This window comes from Carnobacterium mobile DSM 4848 (assembly GCF_000744825.1).
GTDB classification, from domain to species: domain Bacteria; phylum Bacillota; class Bacilli; order Lactobacillales; family Carnobacteriaceae; genus Carnobacterium_A; species Carnobacterium_A mobile.
In genome coordinates this window covers 1,943,327-1,968,254 of sequence record NZ_JQMR01000001.1, presented here as the reverse complement: position 1 = coordinate 1,968,254, position 24,928 = coordinate 1,943,327, and the positions used below count along the sequence as shown (strand labels likewise).

At 36.5% G+C, this 24,928-nt stretch carries 24 protein-coding genes and 1 pseudogene; 4 read left to right on the top strand and 21 right to left on the bottom strand.

The window, feature by feature from the left end; all coding sequences use genetic code 11:
• Positions 1 to 17: 17 nt before the first annotated feature.
• The 14 genes and pseudogenes from BR87_RS09385 to BR87_RS09330 all read right to left on the bottom strand — a co-directional run bounded on the left by BR87_RS09385 (position 18) and on the right by BR87_RS09330 (position 14,918).
• Positions 18 to 1,670, bottom strand: a complete 1,653-nt coding sequence (locus BR87_RS09385) for an amino acid ABC transporter ATP-binding/permease protein (protein ID WP_035031361.1) — start codon at positions 1,668 to 1,670, stop codon at positions 18 to 20.
• Entirely contained in the window at positions 1,667 to 3,391 is a 1,725-nt protein-coding gene (locus BR87_RS09380) for an ABC transporter ATP-binding protein/permease (protein ID WP_035031358.1), read from the bottom strand. The genes BR87_RS09385 and BR87_RS09380 overlap by 4 nt, the downstream gene beginning before the upstream one ends.
• 418 nt (positions 3,392 to 3,809) lie before the next feature.
• Positions 3,810 to 3,980 (bottom strand): annotated as a pseudogene (locus BR87_RS12885) (PRD domain-containing protein); the annotation flags it as partial.
• A 59-nt stretch (positions 3,981 to 4,039) separates the two neighbouring features.
• Entirely contained in the window at positions 4,040 to 4,135 is a 96-nt protein-coding gene (locus tag BR87_RS13515; RefSeq protein ID WP_280511960.1) for a hypothetical protein, read from the bottom strand.
• 119 nt (positions 4,136 to 4,254) lie between these two features.
• Positions 4,255 to 5,136, bottom strand: a complete 882-nt coding sequence (locus tag BR87_RS09375; RefSeq protein ID WP_280511958.1) for a GGDEF domain-containing protein — start codon at positions 5,134 to 5,136, stop codon at positions 4,255 to 4,257.
• 53 nt (positions 5,137 to 5,189) lie between these two features.
• A complete protein-coding gene (locus BR87_RS09370; protein WP_035031357.1) occupies positions 5,190 to 5,912 on the bottom strand; it encodes an EAL domain-containing protein in 723 nt (240 codons plus the stop codon).
• Positions 5,913 to 6,415: 503 nt separating this feature from the next.
• Positions 6,416 to 8,326 carry a heavy metal translocating P-type ATPase gene (locus BR87_RS09365; RefSeq protein WP_035031354.1) on the bottom strand — a complete coding sequence of 637 codons (1,911 nt, stop codon included), beginning with the start codon at positions 8,324 to 8,326 and terminating at the stop codon, positions 6,416 to 6,418.
• Between the two features lie 170 nt (positions 8,327 to 8,496).
• Positions 8,497 to 8,799, bottom strand: a complete 303-nt coding sequence (locus tag BR87_RS09360; RefSeq protein ID WP_035031352.1) for a hypothetical protein — start codon at positions 8,797 to 8,799, stop codon at positions 8,497 to 8,499.
• A 31-nt stretch (positions 8,800 to 8,830) separates the two neighbouring features.
• Positions 8,831 to 9,064 carry a heavy-metal-associated domain-containing protein gene (locus BR87_RS09355; protein WP_035031350.1) on the bottom strand — a complete coding sequence of 78 codons (234 nt, stop codon included), beginning with the start codon at positions 9,062 to 9,064 and terminating at the stop codon, positions 8,831 to 8,833.
• A 211-nt stretch (positions 9,065 to 9,275) separates the two neighbouring features.
• The gene (locus BR87_RS09350) at positions 9,276 to 11,150 is read right to left on the bottom strand and encodes an ABC transporter ATP-binding protein (protein WP_035033084.1); all 1,875 of its coding nucleotides are present in this window, start codon (positions 11,148 to 11,150) and stop codon (positions 9,276 to 9,278) included.
• 1 nt (position 11,151) lies between these two features.
• A complete protein-coding gene (locus BR87_RS09345; RefSeq protein ID WP_035031348.1) occupies positions 11,152 to 12,888 on the bottom strand; it encodes an ABC transporter ATP-binding protein in 1,737 nt (578 codons plus the stop codon).
• 18 nt (positions 12,889 to 12,906) lie between these two features.
• A complete protein-coding gene (locus tag BR87_RS09340; RefSeq protein ID WP_035031346.1) occupies positions 12,907 to 13,353 on the bottom strand; it encodes a MarR family winged helix-turn-helix transcriptional regulator in 447 nt (148 codons plus the stop codon).
• Between the two features lie 156 nt (positions 13,354 to 13,509).
• Complete coding sequence (locus BR87_RS09335; RefSeq protein ID WP_035031344.1) at positions 13,510 to 14,490, bottom strand: aldo/keto reductase; 981 nt, start codon at positions 14,488 to 14,490, stop codon at positions 13,510 to 13,512.
• 167 nt (positions 14,491 to 14,657) lie between these two features.
• Entirely contained in the window at positions 14,658 to 14,918 is a 261-nt protein-coding gene (locus BR87_RS09330) for a class I SAM-dependent methyltransferase (RefSeq protein ID WP_051929785.1), read from the bottom strand.
• Positions 14,919 to 15,101: 183 nt separating this feature from the next.
• Between BR87_RS09330 and BR87_RS09325 the strand changes: the two genes are divergently transcribed.
• Both BR87_RS09325 and BR87_RS09320 read left to right on the top strand, forming a co-directional pair.
• Positions 15,102 to 15,887, top strand: coding sequence for a DeoR/GlpR family DNA-binding transcription regulator (locus BR87_RS09325; protein ID WP_035031343.1), 786 nt, complete (start codon positions 15,102 to 15,104; stop codon positions 15,885 to 15,887).
• Complete coding sequence (locus BR87_RS09320; protein WP_425304608.1) at positions 15,871 to 17,262, top strand: M24 family metallopeptidase; 1,392 nt, start codon at positions 15,871 to 15,873, stop codon at positions 17,260 to 17,262. Before BR87_RS09325 ends, BR87_RS09320 begins: the two co-directional genes overlap by 17 nt.
• Before the next feature lie 397 nt (positions 17,263 to 17,659).
• Here BR87_RS09320 and BR87_RS09315 read toward each other — a convergent pair whose 3' ends face one another.
• Genes BR87_RS09315 through BR87_RS09305 form a run of 3 tightly spaced genes read right to left on the bottom strand, consistent with a single transcriptional unit; the run spans position 17,660 to position 19,564 of the window.
• Entirely contained in the window at positions 17,660 to 18,493 is an 834-nt protein-coding gene (locus BR87_RS09315) for a histidinol-phosphatase HisJ family protein (protein ID WP_035031339.1), read from the bottom strand.
• Positions 18,494 to 18,524: 31 nt separating this feature from the next.
• The gene (locus tag BR87_RS09310; RefSeq protein WP_035031337.1) at positions 18,525 to 19,151 is read right to left on the bottom strand and encodes a sugar O-acetyltransferase; all 627 of its coding nucleotides are present in this window, start codon (positions 19,149 to 19,151) and stop codon (positions 18,525 to 18,527) included.
• 32 nt (positions 19,152 to 19,183) lie between these two features.
• On the bottom strand, positions 19,184 to 19,564 hold the full coding sequence (locus tag BR87_RS09305; protein WP_035031333.1) for a VOC family protein: 381 nt from the start codon (positions 19,562 to 19,564) through the stop codon (positions 19,184 to 19,186).
• Positions 19,565 to 19,858: 294 nt separating this feature from the next.
• Between BR87_RS09305 and BR87_RS09300 the strand changes: the two genes are divergently transcribed.
• Positions 19,859 to 20,842, top strand: coding sequence for an ROK family protein (locus BR87_RS09300; RefSeq protein WP_035031332.1), 984 nt, complete (start codon positions 19,859 to 19,861; stop codon positions 20,840 to 20,842).
• 110 nt (positions 20,843 to 20,952) lie between these two features.
• On the opposite strand, the gene BR87_RS09295 is transcribed toward BR87_RS09300, so the two are convergent.
• The 4 genes from BR87_RS09295 to gap form a co-directional block, all read right to left on the bottom strand.
• A complete protein-coding gene (locus tag BR87_RS09295; protein ID WP_035031330.1) occupies positions 20,953 to 21,663 on the bottom strand; it encodes a B3/B4 domain-containing protein in 711 nt (236 codons plus the stop codon).
• Between the two features lie 19 nt (positions 21,664 to 21,682).
• The gene (locus BR87_RS09290) at positions 21,683 to 22,195 is read right to left on the bottom strand and encodes a GNAT family N-acetyltransferase (protein ID WP_280511952.1); all 513 of its coding nucleotides are present in this window, start codon (positions 22,193 to 22,195) and stop codon (positions 21,683 to 21,685) included.
• Between the two features lie 14 nt (positions 22,196 to 22,209).
• Positions 22,210 to 22,662: a MarR family winged helix-turn-helix transcriptional regulator gene (locus BR87_RS09285; RefSeq protein WP_035031326.1), complete on the bottom strand. Its 453-nt coding sequence runs from the start codon at positions 22,660 to 22,662 to the stop codon at positions 22,210 to 22,212.
• Positions 22,663 to 22,870: 208 nt separating this feature from the next.
• Positions 22,871 to 23,881: a type I glyceraldehyde-3-phosphate dehydrogenase gene (gene gap / locus BR87_RS09280; protein WP_035031324.1), complete on the bottom strand. Its 1,011-nt coding sequence runs from the start codon at positions 23,879 to 23,881 to the stop codon at positions 22,871 to 22,873.
• 338 nt (positions 23,882 to 24,219) lie between these two features.
• Here gap and BR87_RS09275 point away from each other — a divergent pair, with 338 nt between their 5' ends.
• Positions 24,220 to 24,681 (top strand): DUF305 domain-containing protein, encoded by a 462-nt coding sequence (locus BR87_RS09275; RefSeq protein WP_035031321.1) that lies wholly within the window; start codon positions 24,220 to 24,222, stop codon positions 24,679 to 24,681.
• Positions 24,682 to 24,928: the final 247 nt, after the last annotated feature.

The window sequence follows — 24,928 nt, the reverse complement described above, 5'->3', positions numbered from 1 at the left end:
AGCTATTTCTTGAAACTTCATTCGCCTTCCTTCAACACCCCACTTTCTAATCGAAGTTGTTGGTTTGCATAGGCCAGAGTTGTTTCTCGATGTGAGACCAAAAGAACAGCTTTCTCTTTGATTTCTGAAGACAATACGTTAAGAATAGCTTGTTCATTAATGTAGTCTAAGTTACTAGTTGGTTCATCTAGTAATAATAACGGGGCATCTTGCAAAAGCAAACGAGCTAATCCTATCCGTTGCCGTTCTCCGTCTGAAATACTGCGAGCTTGTCCGCCAATTTTAGTTTCATAACCTTCTGGCAACGTTAAAATCCAGTCATGAAGCGACGCTTGACGTGCAGCTTGTTCTACCGCTTCTTTAGAAGCAGTCATTCTGCCTAAGCGAATGTTATTAAAAATCGTTTCTTCAAAAAGAAATGTACTTTGTTCCATCACGCCTTCTAGGTGATGGAGTGCTTGTTCTTGAATAGAAGCCAGCGGAATGCCATCGAACTCAATGGTTCCGCTGGTTGGATTCCAATAGCGCATCAATAATTTGACCAACGTACTCTTTCCGCTTCCACTCTCTCCGCCAATTCCAAGCCATTCCCCTCGGTTTAACGATAAAGAAGCAGCGTTCAAAATAGATTGTGAGCGTGCTGGGTAGTTAAACGCAACTTGATTCATCTGTCCTTCGTCAAATTCAGCTAGTTTCTCTTGGCTTGTCTCAAAAGAAACAGTGGGTTGTTCTTGCGTCAATGCATATAATCGTTGACCGCTGGCAAAAGTGGTTAGCAAAGCACTCCCTAAACCATTTAACGCTAAGACAGAACCAAATGAACTCAGGCTAAGAACCGTTGCAGTAAGAACGGTCGCTGCCGGTAAGTGAAGAAAAATTCCTACTAAGAGAATACTCACTGCCGTGGTGACTAAGACGATTTCGCTGGCTATTTGCAATAGGCTTGATTGTTGCAGCTGTTTGCGGTGTTGTTGATTTAATGCTTCGCCCATAGCGTTTAATTTTTGCACCCGTTGGTCTTTTAGTTGAAATTGAAAAATATCTGAAAGACTGTTAACGTTCTCGATAACTTGTTGATTGAGTGCCACAAAAGCTGTTTGGTAATCCTCTCCAATTTTTTGATGCTTTAAGAAGCTGATCAAGGGAATAATAACGCCAACAACTAGGTGACCTAATAATAAAATAAGCGCTAATCCCCAATGGTGACGTGATAAAAAAACAATGGATGCGATAGACGTTCCTAAAGCAATAAAGATAGGTGAAATCGTATGAGCAAAAAAAACTTCCAATGCTTCAACATCTGTTGTGATCGCTGTGACTAAGTCGCCGCTCTTCTTTTCTGTTAACCGAGCTGGTCCTAACTTTCGCAATACAGCAAAAATATTTTCTCGAATTAATGCTAGTAAACGAAAAGCAATATCATGGTTTAAATATTGTTCCGCATACCTCGCTGCTCCCCGAGCCAGTCCGCAACTCACCATAATCAGTAAGGCTTGTTGCGGATTATTTGGCTGGTTCATAAAAATAGCGATGATTTCTTGAATTCCAACTAGCGAGATGGCTATAACCGATAAATTGCTGATGATTCCAAAAAGAATCGCGAGAAGCATCCGTCCTTTTAATGGAAGAACGAAAGAAACGAGCCATCGGATGACCTTTAGTTGTTTCATCTTTCCACTCCTCCATTCATAAATTGTCGTTCTTCTCTGAAATAATTTTTAAAGTAAGTTGAATGGGTATGCAATTTTTCCGGGGGTCCCTGCTCAACGATACGCCCTTCTTCAAAAACAAGTACTTGGTCAGCTTGCAGTACATTGTACAAACGGTGTGAAATAAACAAAACAATTTTTTCTTTAGCTAATTGTTTTAAAACAGCTAAAATAATCTCTTCACTGGCTAGATCTACTCCTGACGTGATTTCATCAAAAATATACAGTTGGGTGTTTCTTAAAAGAGCGCGTGCTAACACAAGTCTTTGCTTTTGACCACCTGAAAGATTGCCGCCATTTTCCAACAACGGCTCATTCAATTGCTGCGGTAATTTTTGCACAAAGTCTTTCAAATGTACTTTTTCTAAAACATGCCATAATTCTGCATCACTAGCTTTAGGGTTAGCAATCAGGAGATTTTCTCTCACACTTTGCAGATAGAGATACCCATGATTATCAACTAAAACAGCTTGCTGGCGGATGGATTCCATATTTAAATCCCTAAGTTCTGTTTGATCCCATAAAATGCTGCCTTCATATCCAGCTAATTGATGTAAGAGAACACGCGCAAACGTACTTTTACCCGATCCTGATATTCCAACTAAAGCAGAAAAACTGCCTTTTGAAAAAACAGCAGAAACTTGATCTAAAGCAGGTTGCTGCTTGGCATCGTAAAAAAAAGATAGTTTTTTCACATGAACTACAGCTAACGAGCCTGCTGTTATTTTTTGTGTGCCGTAGACTTGTTCCGGAAGTTCCAGATAGGTAAATAATTTGCTGCAAGCACTGATTCCATTCATTGCAACATGAAATAAAGACCCTAATTGGCGCACCGGGATAAAAAATTCTGCACTCAACAATAAAAACATCACTGCTCCAGTTGTTTCAATCGTTCCTCGAGCATAACCGATGAGTGCTAAGCCAATTCCCAATGCAGCACCACTATAAGAAACAATATCCATGATAGTAATAGAATTCAACTGCATAGAAAGCAGACTCATGGTCACTTTACGAAACCCCTCTGCATCCTCAACCATTTCTTGGTGTTTGTGGGCGTCTTGGTTAAAAGCTTTCAATACGCTCAATCCTGCTAGATTCTCATGAAACTTCGCCCCTAAATCCGTATAGCGTGACCAGTAACCGCTTAAAATGCGTTTTGCAACTTTCATCACCATTATAATCACGATTGGAATCAGCGGCGTACAAATCAGCAAAACTAGAGCAGGCTGCCAAGCAAATCCAGCTAGAACGCCAAAAATCATCAACGAAGCAATCAAACAATAAAATAATTGTGGCAAAAAACGTGCATAATAAATATCCAATTGTTCAATACCGTCTACGGTCAATTGCGCTAAAGTAGGTGCCGCTAATTGTTCTTGACCACCGCCTAGGCGAAAGGCTTTCTCCATTACTGATTGTCGCAACTTTATCCGTAAATCTGCCGAAGCTTGATAAGCTTTTCTTTCAATTTGTTTAGTTAAAATAGTTTTTCCAGTGAGTACAATCAATGTCATTAGCAGCAAAGTAGGAACGGAAATTCTCTCTCCTTCTAAATAATGTGCTAACTGACCAGCAAAAACGAACCACAAGACTATAGATAACCCTAAATTCATTGTTCGGAAAATCACTAAGTAGATTAAAGGCTTTTTTTCTATCAAATGAAATAAACGCTTATCAATCATTTGTTTCACCCGCTGCAACTATAGTTTTTGTTATTTTATGTATATTGGCAGATAATCCCTCTTTAACTGTGTTCTTTATCAAATTTATAAAAAAGAAGTTTTTCATTCTTTCTCGCTCCTTAGGTATTTTATAGACAATGTTTCCTTTGTCTCGCTTTTTATATCGCCCACCTAGTATAGCATAATATGCCGGGATATTGTGTTTTATATCACTAACAAAATTTATTTAAACTTACATTAGCTCGTTTATGCGATTGGGTGATTAGTCACTAGCTAAAAGGTGGACCTGCCTGTGTTGTGAGGAATAGCAACTTAAGATCGTTATTTTTAAAGCATAAAAAGAGAGAGAGCTGCCCCTATAGAGCTACTCTCTCTTGCATTTTTTTAAGCGGATGGATCTTATTAGTTTTTATTACTTCTAACCATCTAGTTCATTGTAATTCAATAAGCGATTTATATGAACAGCTAAATACGTCAATTCATCATCTGGTACTTCTTTATCATATATTTTTTCCACATATTCTTTAACTTTAAAAGCACCATTCATAGCTTGAGGATAAAGAGTTGCAATCTGTTCAAACAGCTTACTCGTACATTTATCATAATAATATTGTTCTTTTAGTCAGTGGATAAAATTTTGCTGCTGTTCTACTCACTTTCCAATGTTGCTCCGATCACTTGGTTTCTCCCTTGCTCTTTTGCCATGTACAAGCACCGATCGGCTAACCGGAACAGTTTCTTCATATCTTTTTGTTGTCCAGAAGCAGCCAACCCAATTGATACGGTTATGTTGATGCCTGCCCATTTTCCAGTAAGAATTCTTTACCTGCCACGCTGACTCTGATATTTTCAGCCACTTCTTGTTATTCTGCATAAGACAAATGATTTAAAATCAAACAAAATTCTTCTCCACCTACACGGTAAATCAACTCGTGGTCCGGAGCCCCAACATTTAAAATGACTGCTAACTGCCGCAAGATAAAGTTTCCATTCGCATGTCCATAATTGTCATTGATCCATTTAAAATGGTCGATATCTATTATCATAAAAGCGGTCTTAGCGATTGATTTATCCGCTTGGATCACTTGCCATTTTTTATTAAACGCTCTCATATTGTATAAGCCCGTCAAGTAATCCATTTGGGCGTGTTCTTGTTCCTCTAAATATAAATGGAGATTTTTTATTAAATCTTCTATAAAAGCAGTCACAGCAATGACTACAATACTAGAAAGAATCAGTAAACTAAAGCAAATAAGGAGGCTTAGCAAAATATTTTTATACAAAAAGAACAAACTCAAACTAATAGTTGCAACGCAAATCACATTAAGACAGGACAAAACAGCGTAATTATTAAATCGTTTTGTTAACTTGCTGCTAACATACGGCAATAAAAGACCTAGAAAAACATACACAAATGCGGTCTGAATCGAAGCAGGGTTAATTCCTAATAACAAACGCAATGCCGAAATCAAAAAGGCAGTTGGAATAGAAACGGAAGGACCAAAATAATAAACCAGCAGAATCAAAATAATTTGCCGGAAATCTAGGATGGCTTCTTCAGGTAAGGTAACCGAAAAAAGCATTAAAATAAAATTTGTTATACTAGCTATGCCGATCATCTCTAGCTTCTTTTTTAAGCTAAGCGTATAATGTTTTTCTTTCGGGATTAATTTAACGAAAATATAAGATACGGTACAGAGAATAGAAATATTGGCAATAAGACTTAAGAAAATAGATGACAGCATAATAAACTCCTTTCATCAGCTAGTCATAGGAAACAAATAAAATTAGTAAGTTGTCAATAACCTGTTTTTATACATTTTGAAGGTTTCCCAAAATAGTATCCTTGCTGAAGAAACATTCCTTGTTCTTTCAATTCATCGCTCATTTCTTGATTTTCAACACCTTCTATAATGAAATCGAGCTGATAGTCTTCTGAGAAACGTTTCCAAGCGTGCAAGAAAAGCTGTAAAGTCGCTTCGTTTATCTTCTTTTTACTACAATTTACCATTGAAAATTTAATTTGATCTAGATAAGGAGTGTATTTTAAGACTTCCTCTAACGAATTCCTCCCTGAGCCAACATCATCTAATGCAATGCAATACCCTTTTTCCTTGATTGAGGCAAAAATAGACAAAAAATGCTGGTCGATTGTTAAAGAATTAATCGTATCGTTTGAAGCAGTAAAAAATGGAGCATCTTCTGTTATTTCAATAGTCAGTTGTTTAGCATATGGCTGCATTTCAGTGAAAAAGACATGTGTCTCCGGGTAAAATAATTGTTTTGGTGCAAAATTAATTGAAAATTGTACGGTTGGACATAAATCTACCAAACGCATTAGTTCTTCTTGGAACCACTTTAAGAAAAGCGAGTGCTCTTTTCTATCGTGGATTACTTCAGCCATCTTTGCAGCTGGGTAATACGGATTTTGCTCATTATTCCTTAATAAGACCTCATATCCCATCAGTCGTTTGTTTTGAACATCGACTTTAGGTTGAAAATGAAATTGTAAGTCCTCCATTTAAAAACCTCCATTTACTACTTCAATTGATCAATTGTGTTAAAAAATAAAATGCGGTTTCGTTTGGCATATCAAAAAGGGAAATTGGCTAAGGCATAAGCTTTTTTATTAATTAAAGAACCATAAAAACCGGGTTGCCTATTGTTGAGGGATTAGTGGATATATCTGCTATCTAGTCTAGTGAGTCAGTAAATCTTTTTCTAACATAAGTGTCATCGAAAGGATTTCTAAAGAAAAAACGAGTATCAATTGATGCATTATCTCTCAAATCTATATTTTAAATTTGCATTCTGTTATTTATATCACGTACTTTATTTTTAATCTATTATTTTGTATTCAATTTATTTTTTTATTCCATTATTATGTCAAACTTGTTCACAATATTTTGGGCCTTAATCAGCAAAAAAAAGCACCTTCCAATCAGTAAAACTGCTAAAGAGTCAAATCATCTTATCTGATCCTTTAGCAGCCTCCTCGTTGACTGGTGCTTTTTTTTAAAAAAATTAAGTTGTGTGTACTGTTTCTGATACTGGATTAGCCTCCATTTTCTTGCGAGCCCTTTTGTCTTTTAAACGATAATTTAATAGTCTCATTCCATTGAAAATAACAACCAAGATACTTCCTTCATGGACCAGCATACCGATAGACATATTCATCCACTCACTGAAAAAGACGCTGGCCAATAAGACCAAGACTACACCCACTGCGATAATAATATTTTGTTTCATATTTCGTGCTGTGGCTTTCGTCAAACCTAACGCATGCGGCAAACGACTGAAATCCGAGTTCATTAAGACAACATCGGATGTTTCAATGGCAACGTCTGTTCCATTCCCCATCGCAATTCCAATATCCGCTAAAGCTAATGAAGGACTGTCGTTGACCCCGTCTCCGACAAAAGCAACGATTTGGCCTGCTTTTTGTAATTTCTCGATATGAGCCGATTTATCTTCTGGCAGCATATGTCCATATGCTGCTGTTAACTCTAGCTCACGAGCAACAGCATCCACCGTTCCTTGATTATCGCCTGAAAGAACAACTAGGTTTTTCACGCCTAATTTTTTCAACTCTTGTAGGTCTTCTTTTACTCCGGGACGGACTTGATCACGAATGCCCATCAGAATTTTTAATTCGCCATCGACCGCTGTCAGCACCAGCGAGTTGCCATTTTCTTCAAAACATTCCACGTCTTTTTGCGCTTTTTTACTGAATACCACATGTTCTGTTTCCATCAATGCAACATTCCCAATAGCTATCCGGTGCCCATTCACGCTTGCTACAATACCGCCCCCTTTGACGACTTCTGTTCCTTCTACTGTAGAAAAAGATGTCTCGCCAATTTCTTGGAGGACAGCTTTTGCAAGCGGGTGGTCAGATTCACGTTCCACACTTGCTAAATAACCAAGGACTTCAGTGTTATTTTCTCTATAGAACTCAGTTTCTGCAACAGTTGGATTCCCGACAGTCAATGTTCCTGTTTTATCAAATACGATTGTATCTACTCGACTGAAGTCATGAATCACTTCGCTTCCTTTTAGCAGAACCCCATTACGAGCACCATTTCCAATACCGGCAACATTCGAAACTGGGACTCCGATAACCAATGCGCCCGGACAGCCTAATACTAAAATGGTAATCGCTAATTCGATGTTTTGGCTGAATAGCCACACACCAAATGCCAGTACCAAGACAATTGGTGTGTAATATTTGGCAAAGCGGTCAATGAACCGTTCTGCTTCGGATTTAGAATCTTGTGCTTCTTCAACCAATTCAATGATTTTTCCAAATGTCGTGTCTTCTCCTACTCGATCAGCACGAATTTGGATCGTTCCATTTTCTAAAATAGTGCCTGCAAAGACTTCTGAACCAACTGTTTTATTTGCTGGAACGGATTCACCTGTGATGCTGGCTTCATTGATGTAGCCTTCACCTGTGATGACGGTTCCATCTACCGGGACTTTTGCACCGGTTTTGACGAGTAAGACCTCTCCTTCGTCCACGTCTTCCACGTCTACTTCTTCGAATCCTCCATCTTCCATTTGTCTTAAAGCACTTTCTGGTGCCATTTCAGTTAACTCTTTGATAGCAGAACGGGTTTGGTTTAAGGTCCGTTGTTCCAAGAAATGCCCAAATAAAAATAAGAAGGTAACAATAGCTGCTTCTTCATAATTTTGAATTAAGAAAGCTCCGATGACGGCGATAGTGACCAGCAAATCAATGCTGACAACTTTTACTTTTATGGCTTGATACGCTTGGACAGCAATTGGTGCAACTCCGAAAATAGAAGCGATGATCAAAGACCATTCAGAAATCCCCACATTTTCTAAAATGAAATGACTAAAGAAACCTAGCCCGATCAACACACCGCTGATCAACGTTATTTGGTTTTTCTTGCTTAATATATAGTGCTGCATGATTTTTTCCTCCAATGTATATTTTGTTGTTAAATAAAGTATAGGACCGTTTCAAAATATATAAATTGACGGCCATCAAGTTTGGAGACTTTCTATTCACTTATTAAAAAAAGAAAGAAGTCCCAGAAAGAATAATTAGTTCTTTCTGAGACTTCTTTCTTAGCGATGCATCAAGCTTGGTAAGCTTGGTAAGCTTGGTCTGTTTCAGAAAGCATGTCGTATACTGCAGCATAAGTTCCGCAAACATCACCAGGAATGGTGTAGTTATTTGTAATTTCACGCAATCGAGCAAATTCCACATCTAAATTGGGTCTAACTGAACCTGCTGTTTGCATTTTCTCATTTATTTCACTGAACAATTCTCGTACTTCAAATGCTTCAGGGTGATTTTTACCATGCGCCCGTGTAATCGCTGTTGTAAACATATCTAATTTTTCAAAATACTTGTTCGCTGCTTCGTTGAGTCCTGTCATTATCCATTCCTTCTTTCTGATTTATAGGCGTTTAAGCTGCTTTCACTTTGGTTTTAAGAACTGGGTATCCCAAGTCAATGATTGCTTTTTCAATTTCTTCAATCGAAAGAGTATCTGCATCAAAATCAGCTTTGACTTTGCTGGAATTGAATAAAACTTTTACGCTGTCTTTGTCGATTCCATTCAATCCTTTTACTGCACTTTCAATTTTTTGCAAACAACTTGGACAAGATAAGGCTTCTAATGTAAGGACTGCTTTTGACATCATTCATTTCCCCTTTATTTTTTATTTGTAGTAGAGGCTTTTTCTTCGCCTCTTTCTCTTTACACCTGTAGTATAGTTGGATTACACCAAATAAAAATTGATACGCATCAAGTTTTCAGCTTTTTTGAGATTAGATAAGCTGAAAAGTTGATGACATATTAAAAAGGTACTCTCCATTCATTTGGAAAGTACCTTTTTTAATAGCATTTTATTAATTCATTTCAAATGCACCTGTATACAATTGGTAATATTCGCCTTCTTGAGCAATCAACTCTTCATGATTTCCTCGTTCAATGATTCGTCCTTGATCCATCACCATAATGGCATCTGAATTTCGAACAGTTGACAGCCGGTGAGCGATAACAAAGACTGTTCTTCCTTTCATCAGTGCATCCATTCCACTTTGTACAACTGTTTCTGTTCGTGTATCAATGCTTGAAGTCGCTTCGTCCAGTATTAGAACTGGCGGATTCGCGACTGCTGCTCTGGCGATTGCGAGCAACTGTCTTTGACCTTGGGAAAGCGAACCGCCATCGCCAGTTAATTCTGTCTCATAACCCTGCGGCAATTGTCGAATAAAAAAGTCGGCATTCACTAATTTCGCAGCTGCTTCAACTTCTTCATCAGTGGCATCTAATCTGCCGTACCGTATATTGTCTTTGATCGTTCCTGTAAATAAATGTGTATCTTGTAAAACAATGCCTAATGATTTTCTTAAATCCTCTTTTTTGATTTTTTTAATATCGATCCCATCATAAGTGATCGACCCCTGTTGAATATCATAAAAGCGATTGATCAAATTGGTGATTGTCGTTTTCCCAGCTCCTGTTGCTCCGACAAACGCAATTTTTTGACCGGGTTTTGCAAACAGATTAATATCGTGAAGAATCGTTTTATTGGCATTATATCCAAATGTTACGTCTTTAAAACGCACATCTCCTGTTAATTCAGTATAAGCTGTCTTACGGTCAGCAGTCGTTTGTTTCCAAGCCCAGCTGCCTGTACGTTGCTGCGCTTCTTCAACTTTTCCATCAGCCGTCTTAGTGATATTAACTAGCTTGATCGTTCCATTGTCTTCTTCAGGCGTTTCGTCTAATAGATTAAAAACCCGTTCTGCACCCGCTAATGACAAGATGATCGCATTAAACTGTTGTGAAATTTGTGCTACCGGCATGGTAATGCTTTTTGTAAATTGAACAAAAGACGCGATACTCCCTACCGTTAGTACTGTGACACCTGTAATCGAAAAAATGGAGCCAATTACAGCCGTTAACAAATACGTAAAGTTCCCAATATTTCCCATGATCGGCATTAAAATGTTGGCATACGTATTAGCTTTTGTCGCATTTTCTCTTAAACTTTCATTCAATTGACTAAAATCAGCAATCGCTTCTTCTTCATGATTAAAGACTTTTACGACTTTTTGGCCTTCAATCATTTCTTCTACGTATCCATTTAACGTTCCCAATGCTGATTGTTGAATCGAGAAGTAACGACTGCTTTTACTGCCGATTGTGCGAACCACGGCCACCATCACACCAATCATACATAAGACAAATAAGGTCATTGGTATGTTGATAATGAACATGGCAATGATAATGGATAAAATCATAATCAGTGAAGAAAAAATTTGCGGAATCGATTGGCTGATCATCTGTCTCAGTGTATCGATATCATTTGTGTAGTGACTCATAATGTCGCCGGTCGCATTGCTGTCGAAATAACGAATCGGTAAAGATTCCATATGCGTAAACAGTTCATCCCGAATATCTTTTAAGATTCCTTGTGACACTGTCACCATGGTCCGATTAAAAATATAGGTGAACAATGCACCGGTTAAATACAACAGTGCCATTACACCAATAATCTGGGCTAAATTTGAAAAATCAGGTGTGGCTTGTGTCAGCAAAGGGGCAATATAATCATCGATCAACGTTTTTGTAAAGCTGATGCCAATCGCATTAGTAGCTGCACTAATGATAATACTGACAATTACGATAAGTATCCGTATTTTATATTTTCTAGTTGCATAGGAAAGAATACGTTTAAATGTTTTCAAAGGATTAGCAGCCGTTTTCTTATTCATTTTATTCTTCAACGATCGTCCCTCCCTTTACTTGAGAATCGAATACTTCTTGATAGATGACATTATTTTTCAGCAATTCATCATGCGTACCTATGCCATTGATTTTTCCATCATCTAACACGATAATCCGGTCAGCATCTTGGATAGAAGAGATACGTTGAGCCACAATGATTTTAGTTGTATTTGGAATTTCTTCTATAAAAGCTTTTCTAATATAGGCATCTGTTTTTGTATCTACAGCACTTGTCGAATCGTCTAAAATCAAAATTTTAGGTCGTTTTAGTAAAGCACGCGCAATCGTCAATCGTTGTTTTTGCCCCCCGGATACGTTTGAACCACCTTGATCTAGCACGGTTTCATATCCATCGGGAAAGGCTTGAATGAAATCATCTGCTTGTGCTAATTTGGCAACCCGCTGTACTTCCTCTTCAGAAGCGTCTTTATTGCCCCATCTCAAGTTGTCAATAATCGTTCCTGAAAACAAGGTATTTTTTTGGAGTACCATTGCAATTTGATCACGCAAGGTCACTAAATCATACTCTTTGACGTTATGCCCTGAAACAGATACTTCTCCTTCAGTCACATCATACAATCTCGGAATCAACTGAATAAGCGTACTCTTCCCGCTGCCTGTTCCGCCAATGATCCCTACCGTTTCGCCCGACTTGATGGTTAAATTGATGTGACTTAAGTCGGCCTCTTCTGAGCGTTTAGCATATTTAAATTGAACATTCCTAAATTCAATGTCGCCATTTCCAATAGTTGTCAGCGGCTTCTCAGGGTTTCTCAATGTTGCTTTTTCATTCAGAACTTCAGCCACCCGTTCTACCGAAGCTTCGGAAATCACGATCATCACAAAAATCATGGAAATCATCATCACACTGCTTAGGATTTGCATCATATACGTAATAAAACTCGTCAATTCGCCGGTACTCATAGTTCCACCGACCACATACTTTGCTCCAAACCAATAAACGAGCAGCAGACACGAGTAAATAGCCAGTTGCATAACCGGAGCGCTAAATGCAATAATTTTTTCTGCCTTCATAAATAAGCTTTTAATATTTTCAGAGGCTTCTTTAAACTTTTCGATTTCTTTTTCTTCGCGAACAAATGATTTTACTACGCGTACACCATTGATGTCCTCTTGTACAGTTTGATTCAATCGGTCATATTTTCTAAAAACTTTTATAAAATAAGGGTGCACGCGATAGATCAAACCAACTAAAATAACACCTACAACTGGAACAATAAATAAAATCGTTAAAGATAATTTCAAATTTGTATAAGCGGCCATCGCAAAAGCAAAGGCGATCATAAACGGTGCTCGAATAATGGTTTTGAGGACCATTTGAAAAGCCATTTGAATATTTGTAATATCTGTCGTAAGTCTAGTAATCAGACTAGATGAGGAGTATTTGTCAATACTATCAAAGGCAAAGGTTTGAACGTTTTCGTAGATGTCTTGACGCAGATTTGTCGAAAACCCTACTGCGGCATCCGAAGAAAATTTTCCGCCCAATACGCCAAATAGCATGGAGAAACAAGCCATTACAAACATTAAAGAGCCAATTTTTAAAACATAAGCCATATCTTTTTCGAGTAAGCCCTTATCAATAATTTTTGCCATAAGAAAAGGAATAAAAATCTCCACCGCAACTTCTAATGCCATAAACAGCATGGTTAAAAATGAGGGCTTTTTATATTGCCGCAATGATTGTATTAAAGTTTTATACATTATTTGTTTTCTCTCCTTTTAACTAAGCAAATGGGCTTGCTCCATTAAATTGTGTATCCGGTAAATCGTTTTAATCGTCAAACGGATGTCTTCATCTGGAACGTCTTTTAAAATCTGACTATTTTTACGATGGAAATCCTGGACCATTTTTTGATGCAGCGCTAAGCCTTTTTCGGTTAAACCGATGTTTACTACACGTTTATCTTCCGGATTAGCTTTTTTCTTAATATAGCCTTGTTTTTCTAATGTTGTGATACTTTTTGTAATGCTCGGTAACGTTACACCAATTGCCGCAGCAATATCACTTACGCGCACCTCTTCCCGTTTCATCGATAAGTTATACAATGTTTTGATAATATAAATGTGTCTCTTTTGCACTTCAAGAGGCGGATCAGGCAAAAACTGAATCGTTTGTTTTGCGCACATACAAGCATCAATGTATTCTTCAGATAGTTGACTATCCATATTTTCTCTCCTTTCAAATTAAGTTACTTAACATAATTACTATAAGTAACTAGTTTAGCGTAAAAAAGAATAAATAGATAGACAACTCTATTTATTCTTACACGTTTATTTTATAGCGTTTTTTACAGTACACGAGTACAAATTCATTCAAACGTTCTATGAAAATCCAACTATGCCATGTGGAATATAAGGTTCTTCTAGAAAAATAATATCTTCTGGAGTGAGTCTAAAATCAACCGCTGCAGCTGCTGTTTCAATGTGTTCAAGTTTAGTTGCTCCGACAATGGGCGCTGCTACACCCTCTTTTTGCAAAAGCCAAGCAAGAGCTATGTGAACGCGACTGACTTGATAGCGTTCAGCTAATTGGGCTACTCTTTCAATAATGAGACGGTCCTTATCAGCTGTTTCATCGTATTTGGCACGTGCAATATTATCTGTTTCTGTGCGTTTAGTCTGGACAGATAAGTCTCGTGTCAAACGCCCTGAAGCCAAAGGACTATATGGCGTTAAAGAAATTCCTTCAGACAAAGAATAAGGGATCATTTCGCGTTCTTCTTCTCGATAAATTAAGTTTAGATGGTTTTGCATAGAAATAAATTCAGTCCATCCGTTTTGCTTTGCAATGTTTTGAGCTTTTTGAAACTGCCAAGCATACATGGATGAAGCCCCAATATAGCGTGCTTTTCCGGATTTTACAATGTCATGTAGGGCTTCAATAGTCTCTTCAATCGGCGTATTGTAATCCCAACGATGAATAATATAAAGATCGACATAGTCCATTTGCAGCCGTTTTAAACTTTGGTCAATTTGAGAAAGAATCGCTTTTCGTGAAAGCCCTCCACCATTTGGTCCCTCAAACATCTGTCCATGCACTTTTGTAGCAATAATAATCTCATCTCGATTTGCATATTCTTTTAATGCTTTTCCTAAAATCTCTTCGCTTGTTCCAAGAGAATAAACATTCGCAGTGTCAAAAAAATTTATGCCAAGCTCCAAAGCTCTTTTAATAATTGGCCGGCTTTCCTCTTCATTCAATACCCATTTGTGGATCCATTTTTCTGGGTCTCCAAAACTCATGGCTCCGAGACAAATCCTTGAAACGTCCATTCCTGTATTTCCCAATTTTGTGTATTCCATTTTTTCACTCCTTCACTAGTAATCAAGCAATTGTTCTTTATCTTATTTCTAATGAGTCATTGAGTGTCTCGATTAGAACCAGGTTAATAACTGTCTTATCTATTAGGATATACCTTCAAGTTGACTCGAAGTCAAGGAAAACTACTTTTTATTCAAGTAGCTAGTGCTTACTGTTTCTTTTGGGCAATGATAACGTAAATGGCATCAGCGGGGTGAAATTTTTTGCTGATTTCAAACCCTGCTTGTTCTAGCTGTCGTTCCATTTCAGCTGAAGCGATTCTTGGGAGATGTCTTTCATTTTTCTCCTCTTCTAATTCCACACAGACAAATGTGCCTTTTGCTCTAAGTACTTGGTTAATGGACTGTAACGTCTCAGATAAAGGGTGTATTTCATGAAGGACTAATGAAAATAGCTTGTCTACGCTCACTATTTTAAGCCTTTTGAATAACGATCTAAGGAAAAGGGCTTTTTAAAAAAATTTATAAAGATACATAACTCAAAATAACATAATTATGACAATATGTTATTTCGCGTTGCTTATATTTTGTTAAATGTTACAATAGAGCTAAAGAACGTGATACCGCTTAATCTAGTTAAGGAGGTGTTCCAGTTGAATCAAGCGAAAAGACAAGATCTAATTCTCAATTTGGTAAAAATCAATGGCGAGGTAACAACAAAAGAATTAGCAGATGAATTAAATGTCTCGATGATGACGGTTAACCGAGATTTAAAAGAAATTTCTAAATGGGAAGAAATCCAATTAGTCCATGGCGGCGCAATTTACAGAAAAGATGCCACACTTGAAAATCCCATTTCGTTTAAAGAAGAAGTGAGTATTCACGAGAAAAAAATGATTGCCAAGTTTTGCCGAACCTTAGTCAAACCGGGTAGTTCTGTTTTTATTGAGACCGGTACAACCACACTAGCTGTTGCAAGAGAGTTATTCAATATCGAAAATTGCCAATTTTATACCAATTCATTATTGGTGATGAATTCATTAGCTAAATATGAAGACATCCAATTGCACTGTCTCCCTGGTAAATACCGCGACCTTTCAAAAGGATTTTTAGGATTAGAAACTACTGACTTTGTCAAAAATTTCAATTTTGATATTGCCTTTATCGGTACAGAAGGAATTACTGCCGACTCAGGTGTTTCTCTGCCAAATGAAGAGGATGCCTTTACCAAGAAAAGTATCATGAAACAAGCTAAAAAAAATGTGCTCGTCGCTGACCATAAAAAGTTTGGTCTCTCTTATCTTCATAAAATAGGTGAGGTTTCTGAATTTGATATGATCGTCACTGATTTAGAAAGCAAGCAACCTGAATTTAAAGAAATTAGCAACTTAACGACTATAAAATCTGTTAGAAAAGAGGAAAATAAAAATGAACATTAAGTTAACTACTGTCACATTGCCTACGATCCATTCCAACCCACAGTCCGTGATAGTAACGGACGAAACCATGGCTGCTAGAAAAACAAACTTTTTAGAACAAATGAAAACCAATTCAATCGATACAGCAATTATTTATGCTGATCGTGAACATGGAGCTAACTTCGAGTATCTTACCGGCTTTATTCCGCGTTTTGAAGAAGCTTGCTTAGTTGTCCATGCAAATGGAGACAGTTATTTATTATTAGGAAATGAAAACTTAAAGCTAGCTGAACATTCTAGAATTAAGGCCAAGGCAATTCACGTTCCTTTCTTCTCTCTTCCAAACCAACCGATGGCAGGAGAAAAGAAGTTGGAAAACTTCTTTGAAGAAAGTCAAATCAAACCAGATGCTCAAATCGGAATCATTGGCTGGAAACTCTTTACTGCCAGCAGTTACGATAATGCTGATTTATTTGATCTACCTTTTTACATCGTAGACTGTTTATTAAACTATGTATCGAATAGAAGCCAATTAAAAAACTTCACGTTTTCTTTGAGCTCTCCAGAAGGCGGATTGCGTACAACGCATAATGCGAATGAGATCGCTCATTACGAAGCCGGTGCTTCACTAGCAGGAATCGGTATGTTTAACGCGATCCAAGCAATTGAGGTCGGCAAAACGGAAAAAGAAATTGGCGCTTTGCTTGCTCAAGATGGACAGCCGAATACGGTCACTACCATTAGTGCAGCAGGACAGCGTTTCACAAATGCCACTCTTTACCCAAGAGATAAAGAAGCTCAATTGTCCGATAACTATTCCATAACGGTCGGCTACAAAGGCGGTTTGAGCAGTCGTGCTGGATTTGTGGTTTCTTCTAAAGAACAATTGCCTGAGAATCAAAAAGACTATTTAGAAAAAGTGGGCAAACCTTACTTTACAGCTTATGCAACATGGCTAGAAAATATCCGCATTGGCATTTCTGGCGATGAATTCTACTCGATGATCGAATCCGTATTCCCTTCCGACGTTTATGGCTGGACACTAAACCCTGGACACTATACAGGAGATGACGAGTGGATGTCTTCTCCATTCTACCCAGGATCTAAAGCTGTGGTTAAGAGCGGACAACTATTCCAAGTGGATATCATTCCAAGTGTGCCGGGCTACTCAGGTGCAAGTGCGGAAGAACCAATTGCTATAGCAGATGAAGCTTTGAGAGACGAGTTAAAACAACAGTATCCGGATGTCTGGAAACGCATTGAAGACAGAAGAAACTACATCAAAAATGTGATCAACATCAATCTTTCCGATGATATCTTACCTTTAAGCGATACAGTAGCTTTCTATACGCCATTTTTATTGAATAAAACTCTAGCTTATACAAAAGAAGCTTAAACTGAACATTCATTTTTAGCGAAGTTGCTAAAAAAACAGAATAAATAGAATGACACCTTTCTCCTGCATAAAAAGGAGGAAGGTGTCATTTTTTATTATATATGGAAAAAAACTATCGATTTAGTCAAAAATAAGTAAGAGTTAAACTTATTATCTTATTTTCAAAAAAATTGCGTGCCTTAAGTGATAGACCTTTTCACCTTTAGGGCACGCAAATTTGAGTTGTGTGCCTTAAGTGATAAATTTTCTTATACTTAAGGTATGCAAAGTGGATTTGCCTGCCTTATCGATAGAAATTTAAATGACTTAAGGTACGTAAAAAGAATTTAGAATCCAATCTGTTACATTTTTTTACTATTTGTTTGACGGATAAAGATTTAACACAATACTAAAATCTTTAAAGTTTATGAAAAATAGGTTTCATTTTATCAAAAGTACAAAAATGAGTAAAGCCAATATCTTTTAACAGTTTCTTAGATTCTTTGATATGAAAACCTAAATGTTCTGGTTTATGGCTATCGCTGCCAATCGTAATGATTTTACCCCCAAGTTTATGATACAGTTTTAAAATTTCTATAGAAGGGGTGAACCCGTTAATCTCATAACGAACAGAGGAAGTGTTTAATTCTATTCCTTTGTTGTCTGCTATCACTTTTTTTAATATTTTCATTATTTTGTCTTTACTATACTCAAACAAATCAACTTCTTTATCTAAATAACGCCTCATCAAGTCCATATGAGCCAATACACTATAATCTTTATAAGAAGTGACTAATCGATACATCTCATCGTAATATTCATCATAACTTTCCTGATGTGTATGCCCTTTTTGGAATTCTCCTGTCCAAAATTCTTTGTTCTCAATTTGATGCACCGATAATAAAATAAAATCAAAATCATAAGACTGATAAAGTTTCTCAAATTGCGGGATGGTATGGACTTGCATGCCGAATTCTAGTCCTTTTTTGATGGTGATGTTTTTTTCATATTTTTCAGAAAGTTTCTCTAGCTCCGAAAAATAAAGTTTGTAATGAACATTTTTAACTTCTTTATTCTTGCCTGCTTGAAACTCTTCCTCTGGTCTCCAATCGGGTTTTACCCCATAATCTACATGGTCAGTAAAGCAAATTTCCTCTAGACCCAGCTGAATAGCATCTTTTACGACATCTTCCATTAAATACCAGGAATCGTCACTGTAATCACTGTGGACATGATAATCCGCATAAACCATCTAAACAAAACTCCTTTAAGTCACCCATTTTTTACTTGTCTTTCTTTGCTGTATGATAATCGTGCATCGCTTTTTCCCATTTTTCCTTATCTTTTTCTCCAATTTTTCTGATCACTCTAGCTGGGTTTCCGCCTACAATCGTATTATTAGGAACGTCTTTGGTCACAACAGCTCCTGCGGCTACAATTGAGTTCTCCCCAACTGTTACTCCTGGCAGAATCGATGCACTTCCCCCTATCCAAACATTATCTTCAATGACAATAGGCAATCCAAATTCAAGTTCTTTCACTCTAACTTCTGCATCAGTAGGATGTCCCGCAGTGTAGAAACTAACACGAGGGCCAACCATTACATTGTCTCCAATGCTAATCTTGTTCACATCTAAAAAAACACAATCCATATTCGCGTAAAAGTTATCGCCAATCTCCACATGTCGCCCATAGTCAACATACAAAGGTGGATTGACATAGATGGAATTTCCCGTTTTGCCAAATAACTTTTTTTCCAACGCTACGATTTCTTCTTTATTTTCTATAGGAAGGTTATTAATTTTTTGTGCTAGTTTTTTGCCTTCTAATGAACTGTTTTCAGGAAATATATCTGGCGCAAAATAGAGTTCTCCTGTTATCATTTGTTGATAATCAAAATCTTTTGTCATCTTTTCTACTCTCCATTAACCATTTATTTTTTTCAATCAGTTGTTAGTTCTATCAGATTCCCCTCAGGATCTTGAATCACTGCTTCATAATAGCCGTCTCCAGTAGTACGAGGGCCATTTAGCAGAGGGTATCCATCTTCTACTAATTTTTCGACAAAAAAATCAACATCGTTTTTAGTTCCCACAGAAATAGCAATATGAGCATAGCCTAAACTATCTGCTGCTCTATCCGATAGAAATTTTTTAGTTGTTAATTCCAAACGACTACCCGTCTCGAAACTTAAAAAGTAAGATTGAAATTGTGTTCTTTGGTTGTAGTAAAGTTCACTACTTGTTACATTAAAATATTTCTCGTAAAATTCTCTCATTTTTTCAAGGTCTTTCGTCCAAATTGCTACATGTTCTAAATGCATTTTCTTCATCTCCTAAATAATAATATGATTACTGGTTTTAATTCTTAACCTTATAACTCGTGCACTACTAATGCAAAAATAAAAGTATTCCAATAACTAGTCCAGTAACAGTAGATAAGAAACGTATGCCGCCTTTTCTACTCCTCTTTTGCTGATTACCTTTTATCTATGAACCTCACTTTAACTTTATTAACAAAGTTAATTATCTAAAGGTAGTATACCTTTATTAACAAAATTAATAAACTGTTTTCTTTCATTTTTTCTGCTATGATTAATTTAGAGGAGGTTCAATAAATGAAAGCCTATAAACAAAAAAATATTAAAGAACATAATCAAGACTTATTAATAGAACTGCTTAAACAGAATGTTTCCCCTATGACTAAAAGACAATTATCAGAACAATCTCATTTAAGCGTTGTGACCATTAATAAACTCATACCAGAAATTGTACAAAACAATATTTTCATTGAGTTGGATACTCCTTTTGAAACTGGTGGACGCCACGCAATTGCTTATAAATTTAATGAACGTCGGAAATTAGTTTTAATTAATCAATTTATTGAAAACGAAAAAAAGATGGTCGTTAATTTTTATGTTGTTGATCTATTAGGTAATATTATAGAAAAAGAATCTTTATCTTCAATAACGTTAGCTGCATTTCTTGCATCTGTTTCAAATCTAAAAGCGAAATTCCCTGAAATCTCTATTGTACTTTCTGGTATACCAGGAGTAGAAGTAGACAAAGAGTTAAGAATTATGGATTTTATACCTTTTAGAAATTTGGACCTTAATGCTGAAATAACAAAAAAAATCGCTATCGACTCATTTATCGAAAATGATATTAATGCAGCAACTTTTGGGTATTCATCAGAAAGCAAGCACATTCTCGCAGGAGTTTACTTTCCAGAAAGTTTTCCTCCAGGTGCTGCACTCATTATTAATCAACACATTTTTAGAGGCTATAATAATTTAAGTGGTGAAATTAAGCATTTGCCTAATTTAAAATACACAAATTTTCCATTAAAAACTTCGGAATTAAATTCTATATTAACAGAGACACTCCAATCTATACTAGCTATGTATGATCCACACGAAATCATACTCTATATACCGGAAAACTGGCTGAGTCATATAGAAAAAGAGCTTATCATTAAATATTTATCTGAAGTATTTTCTTACAATGTTTTCCCAAAGATCACGATTTCGCAGGAGTTCTCACAAAATTATTTAAACGGTCTTATTAAGTTAGGTTTAGAAAAAATAACTCAGAAAGAGTAACCACCTTTTTCCACGCACATGCATACTAAAAATTGTTTTATTCTTATTGACACCAAAACTACTCGTATTTCAATATATTCCCTTTTTTAAGTAGGTACTCCTTTTAGCCTTTAGAGGATAAAAGAAGTACTTTTATTATTTAGTGTAGCTGTTATACTTTCAACTTGGGAATAAGAGTAAATAAGTGACTGCAACTCTTCAATAGCTTTATCTGCACGTTTTGCTTGTTCTGAATTAACCGATTCAATAACTAAAACAGCATTTTTCGTATCTTCTTGTAACATGGTTCTTTGAGCTTCTCGCCAATTCAAACACCTGCAAACTGCTCCGTTATTATCATAATAAATAATTTCTTCAGATAATGCAGGAGAATCTTTTTCAGCTCCTAGAGGAAAAAAGGGTTCCCCACCTTTGGCTTTTCCAAGATACAGATCACCAGAAATCACATCCAGATCCTCGCCACCGCAAGGCACTGCGTATTTCATCGAAACACTATTGTACAAATCAACTAACGGATTGATTGGAGAAAACTCTCTGTCTTGGTCCACTCTTTTTAACAAGGCTTCAATGGAAGAGCGAGCTCCCTTTTTCGTTTTAAATTGACTAAACGCTTGTCGCCATTCATCAACAACTCGGTTTTGACTAAATGTGTCTTCTGTTAAAAATTTTTTAGCTTCTTTTTTTCCATTTTTAAGTAATTCTGAAAAATCATCGTTTTTTGCTTCATCAACCTGATTTTTGATACCCTTCACTACTAAAACATTGATTTGCGCTTCTGGAAATACTTCCCAAAATTCCGGGTCTACAATAAGTTTCTTCATTTTAAGGACTTCCTTCCCTTTAAATTAACCGTTTTGTCAGAATAAAATCTGTTTGCTCATCCTCCCCCATGAAAAAGGAATGCGAGCTTGTGTGAACAAATTCTCTAGCTGTGTAAAAGGCTAGAGCAGCTGAATTTTCTTCCCACACTCCTAACCACATAACCTTTTTCTTTTCTTTTTGAGCAAGCCTTTCAGCCTGTTCTAGCAAAAACTTTCCGTAACCTTTTCTTTTATAGTTTTTTCGAATGTAAATTCGTTCAATTTCCATAGCATTTTCAGCAATACTTTCCGTTTGGGCATCCTCTACGTTTAATTTTAAATAGCCTACTGTTTCTTTATTATCAAGCAAAAAGAAAAATGCTGAATTTTTATTAGCTAGTTCTTTTTTTAGCTGTTCAAGATTGTAGGCTCTCTCTAAATACTGGTTTAAGTCTTCTTCTGTATTTTGCTCTTTAAATGTATCTGTAAATGTTTCAATGCTGATTTCCTGAAGCAGCATTAAATCAGCTAATGCAGCTTTTTTAATCTCCACTGTCAACAGCTCCTTTAGTAAATCCTTTTATTTCCTTTTTTCACAAAATCCCAATCCTCTTCGACATTTTGTTTGATTGTAGTTAAGAATTGAGAGAATAGCTTAATTTCTTCATCTGTCAAACCTGTTAAAGCAACTCCGTTTGAATATTCATTCTCTCTCACAATAACATCAGCTAATTCATCACCTTTTTGTGTAGTGAATAGCCTTTTTATCTTTTTGTTGACTGGATCAGAATGTTTCTCAATATAGCCATTTGCCTCAAGTTTTTGGATAGCTCTTGAGGCAGTAGTTCGATCAACTTTGATCATTTCGCTTAACTTATCTGGTATAATTCCTGGATTCTCCTGGATTCTGACCAAATAAAGGTATTGTCCTTTTGTAAGTTTTAATTCTTTGAACTCTATATTGGCAATGGAATCTAACGACCTCGCAATTACACCAATATCTCGAAGAATATCTATCAAGTCATCTCCTCATTTCATTAGTGATAGCAATTATTATATAGAGATTTTGTTGTATATGCAACAAAAAAGAAGCCGCTAAATTTCGTTGAATCAGCTACAGTATTTTTTTTATTATTGATAATTATTTCCTATCACTAATTTTGAAAACTGAGAACAAATACGCAAAAAAACGGGGAGCTTTATGCTCTCCCGCTTATCCGAATTTTTATTAAATAGCAGCAAAATGTTCTAAAGTCCCTACCATGTTCGACACAAAACCATACTCATTATCGTACCAAGCAACCGTTTTGACTAATTGGCCATTTTCGCCTTCAATCACTTTGGTTTGAGTAGCATCAAAAATGGATCCTGCTGGTACTCCGATTACATCTGAAGATACGATTTCGTCTTCAGTATATAAGAACGCATCGCTTGAAGCTTCTTTCATGGCAGCATTTACTTCTTCAGCTGTTACTTCTTTTCCTAAAACTGAATACAGTTCTGTCATTGATCCTGTAATAGTTGGTATACGGACGGCAGTTCCGTCAATTTTTCCTTGCAGATCCGGAATCACTTTTCCTACCGCTTTGGCAGCACCTGTTGAAGCAGGAATAGCATTTTGTGCTCCTGCACGATTTTTACGTCCACCTGGTGAATCTTGTAAAGCTTGAGTGGCAGTATAAGCATGAATGGTTGACATCAAAGCACGATCAATGCCGTATTTTTCATTCAACACATTGGCCATCGGTGCCAAACAGTTCGTCGTACAAGAAGCAGCAGAAACGATTTTGTCGTTGGCATCAAGCGAATCATGATTCACACCATAGACGATTGTTTTCGTATTGTCCACTTCCGATCCTGCAGCTTTTACTGGAGCCGATATCAATACACGTTTTGCACCTGCATCTAAGTGAGCTTGTGCTTTTTTTGCTGAAGTATAGAAGCCCGTACATTCCAAGACGATATCGATACCTAAATCGCCCCATGGCAACTGACTCGCATCTTTTTCTTCAAATGATTTTATTTCTTTTCCATTTACCACAATTGCGTCATTCCCCACTTCTACATCATATGGGAAACGGCCTTGTGCCGTATCGTATTTTAGCAAATAAACCAAGTCGTCATTATTCGTCAAATCATTGATGGCAACAACCTCTAACTCTGTGTCCTTTTCCAACATACGGCGTAAAGCCAAACGTCCAATCCGGCCAAATCCGTTAATCGCTACTTTTATCGACATGAATATTTCCTCCTTCTTTATTTGTATCTACTTTCATGGTAACGCCTCTTTAATAAAATTTCCAATTGTTTGCATTATTCATTTTGGTTTGATTCCATTTGTCTGTTTTTAGTGCTAACAATAGAGAATTTAGGATAATTCTCTAATTTTAAAAATTAAATTATTTCTAAATCAGCTTCTGCATTTCTGAAATCGTTCCAAATTTCTATACATTTATAGAAACAGTCTACGATTATAAGCAAGGAGGAACATTATATGTTACTTTGAATTTAACTTATACAACTTCGGTGCTCTAAATTTTTAGTCTAGTTAGTTATATACTTTAAGGTGGAGATAGTGTGAAAAGTTACATTCGTTTTGGTTTAATGATTTTGACCTCTATTGTTGTAATGTACTTTTTAATGTTCTTCAATTTTTTTGAACTGTCTCATTTTGAGTTTAGTGAAACTCGAGTCTATATCTCTATTATGATGGGATCCGTAATGGCTATTATCATGCTGCTGTTTATGTGGAAAATGTATCAAAAGAAAAAATTGAATTACATTATTTTAGGCATTTCTATTCTTTCATTTGGTATTTCACTTTGGTTGGTAAGAAGTCAAGCAACTATTGATGATTCTTCTTGGATGAAAGCAATGATCCCTCATCACTCAATTGCTATCCTAACCAGTGAACGAGCAGATGTATCTGATCCTCGTGTACAAGAACTAAGGGATACCATTATTAAAACTCAAAAAGAGGAAATTGCAGAAATGAAAAAACTAATTGAAGACATTGAAAAGAATGGAGAAACAGAGTAAAATTCTGATTTATCTTTGCTTAATCCCATTACTATCCAAGACAACAACCTTTAGATATATACCAGTTAATTCAAAAAAGTCTGCAGGAGTCAATGACTTCTACAGACTTTTTTATCTCTATAGAGAAAATAAAAAAATTCAAATCTACTCCATGTCTCACTGAAACATTATCTGTGATTGCTAGTTACTTGGCCCATTAAGAAATAAATAATGGATTAAAAAGAATTAGAAGCACATGTTATCCGTG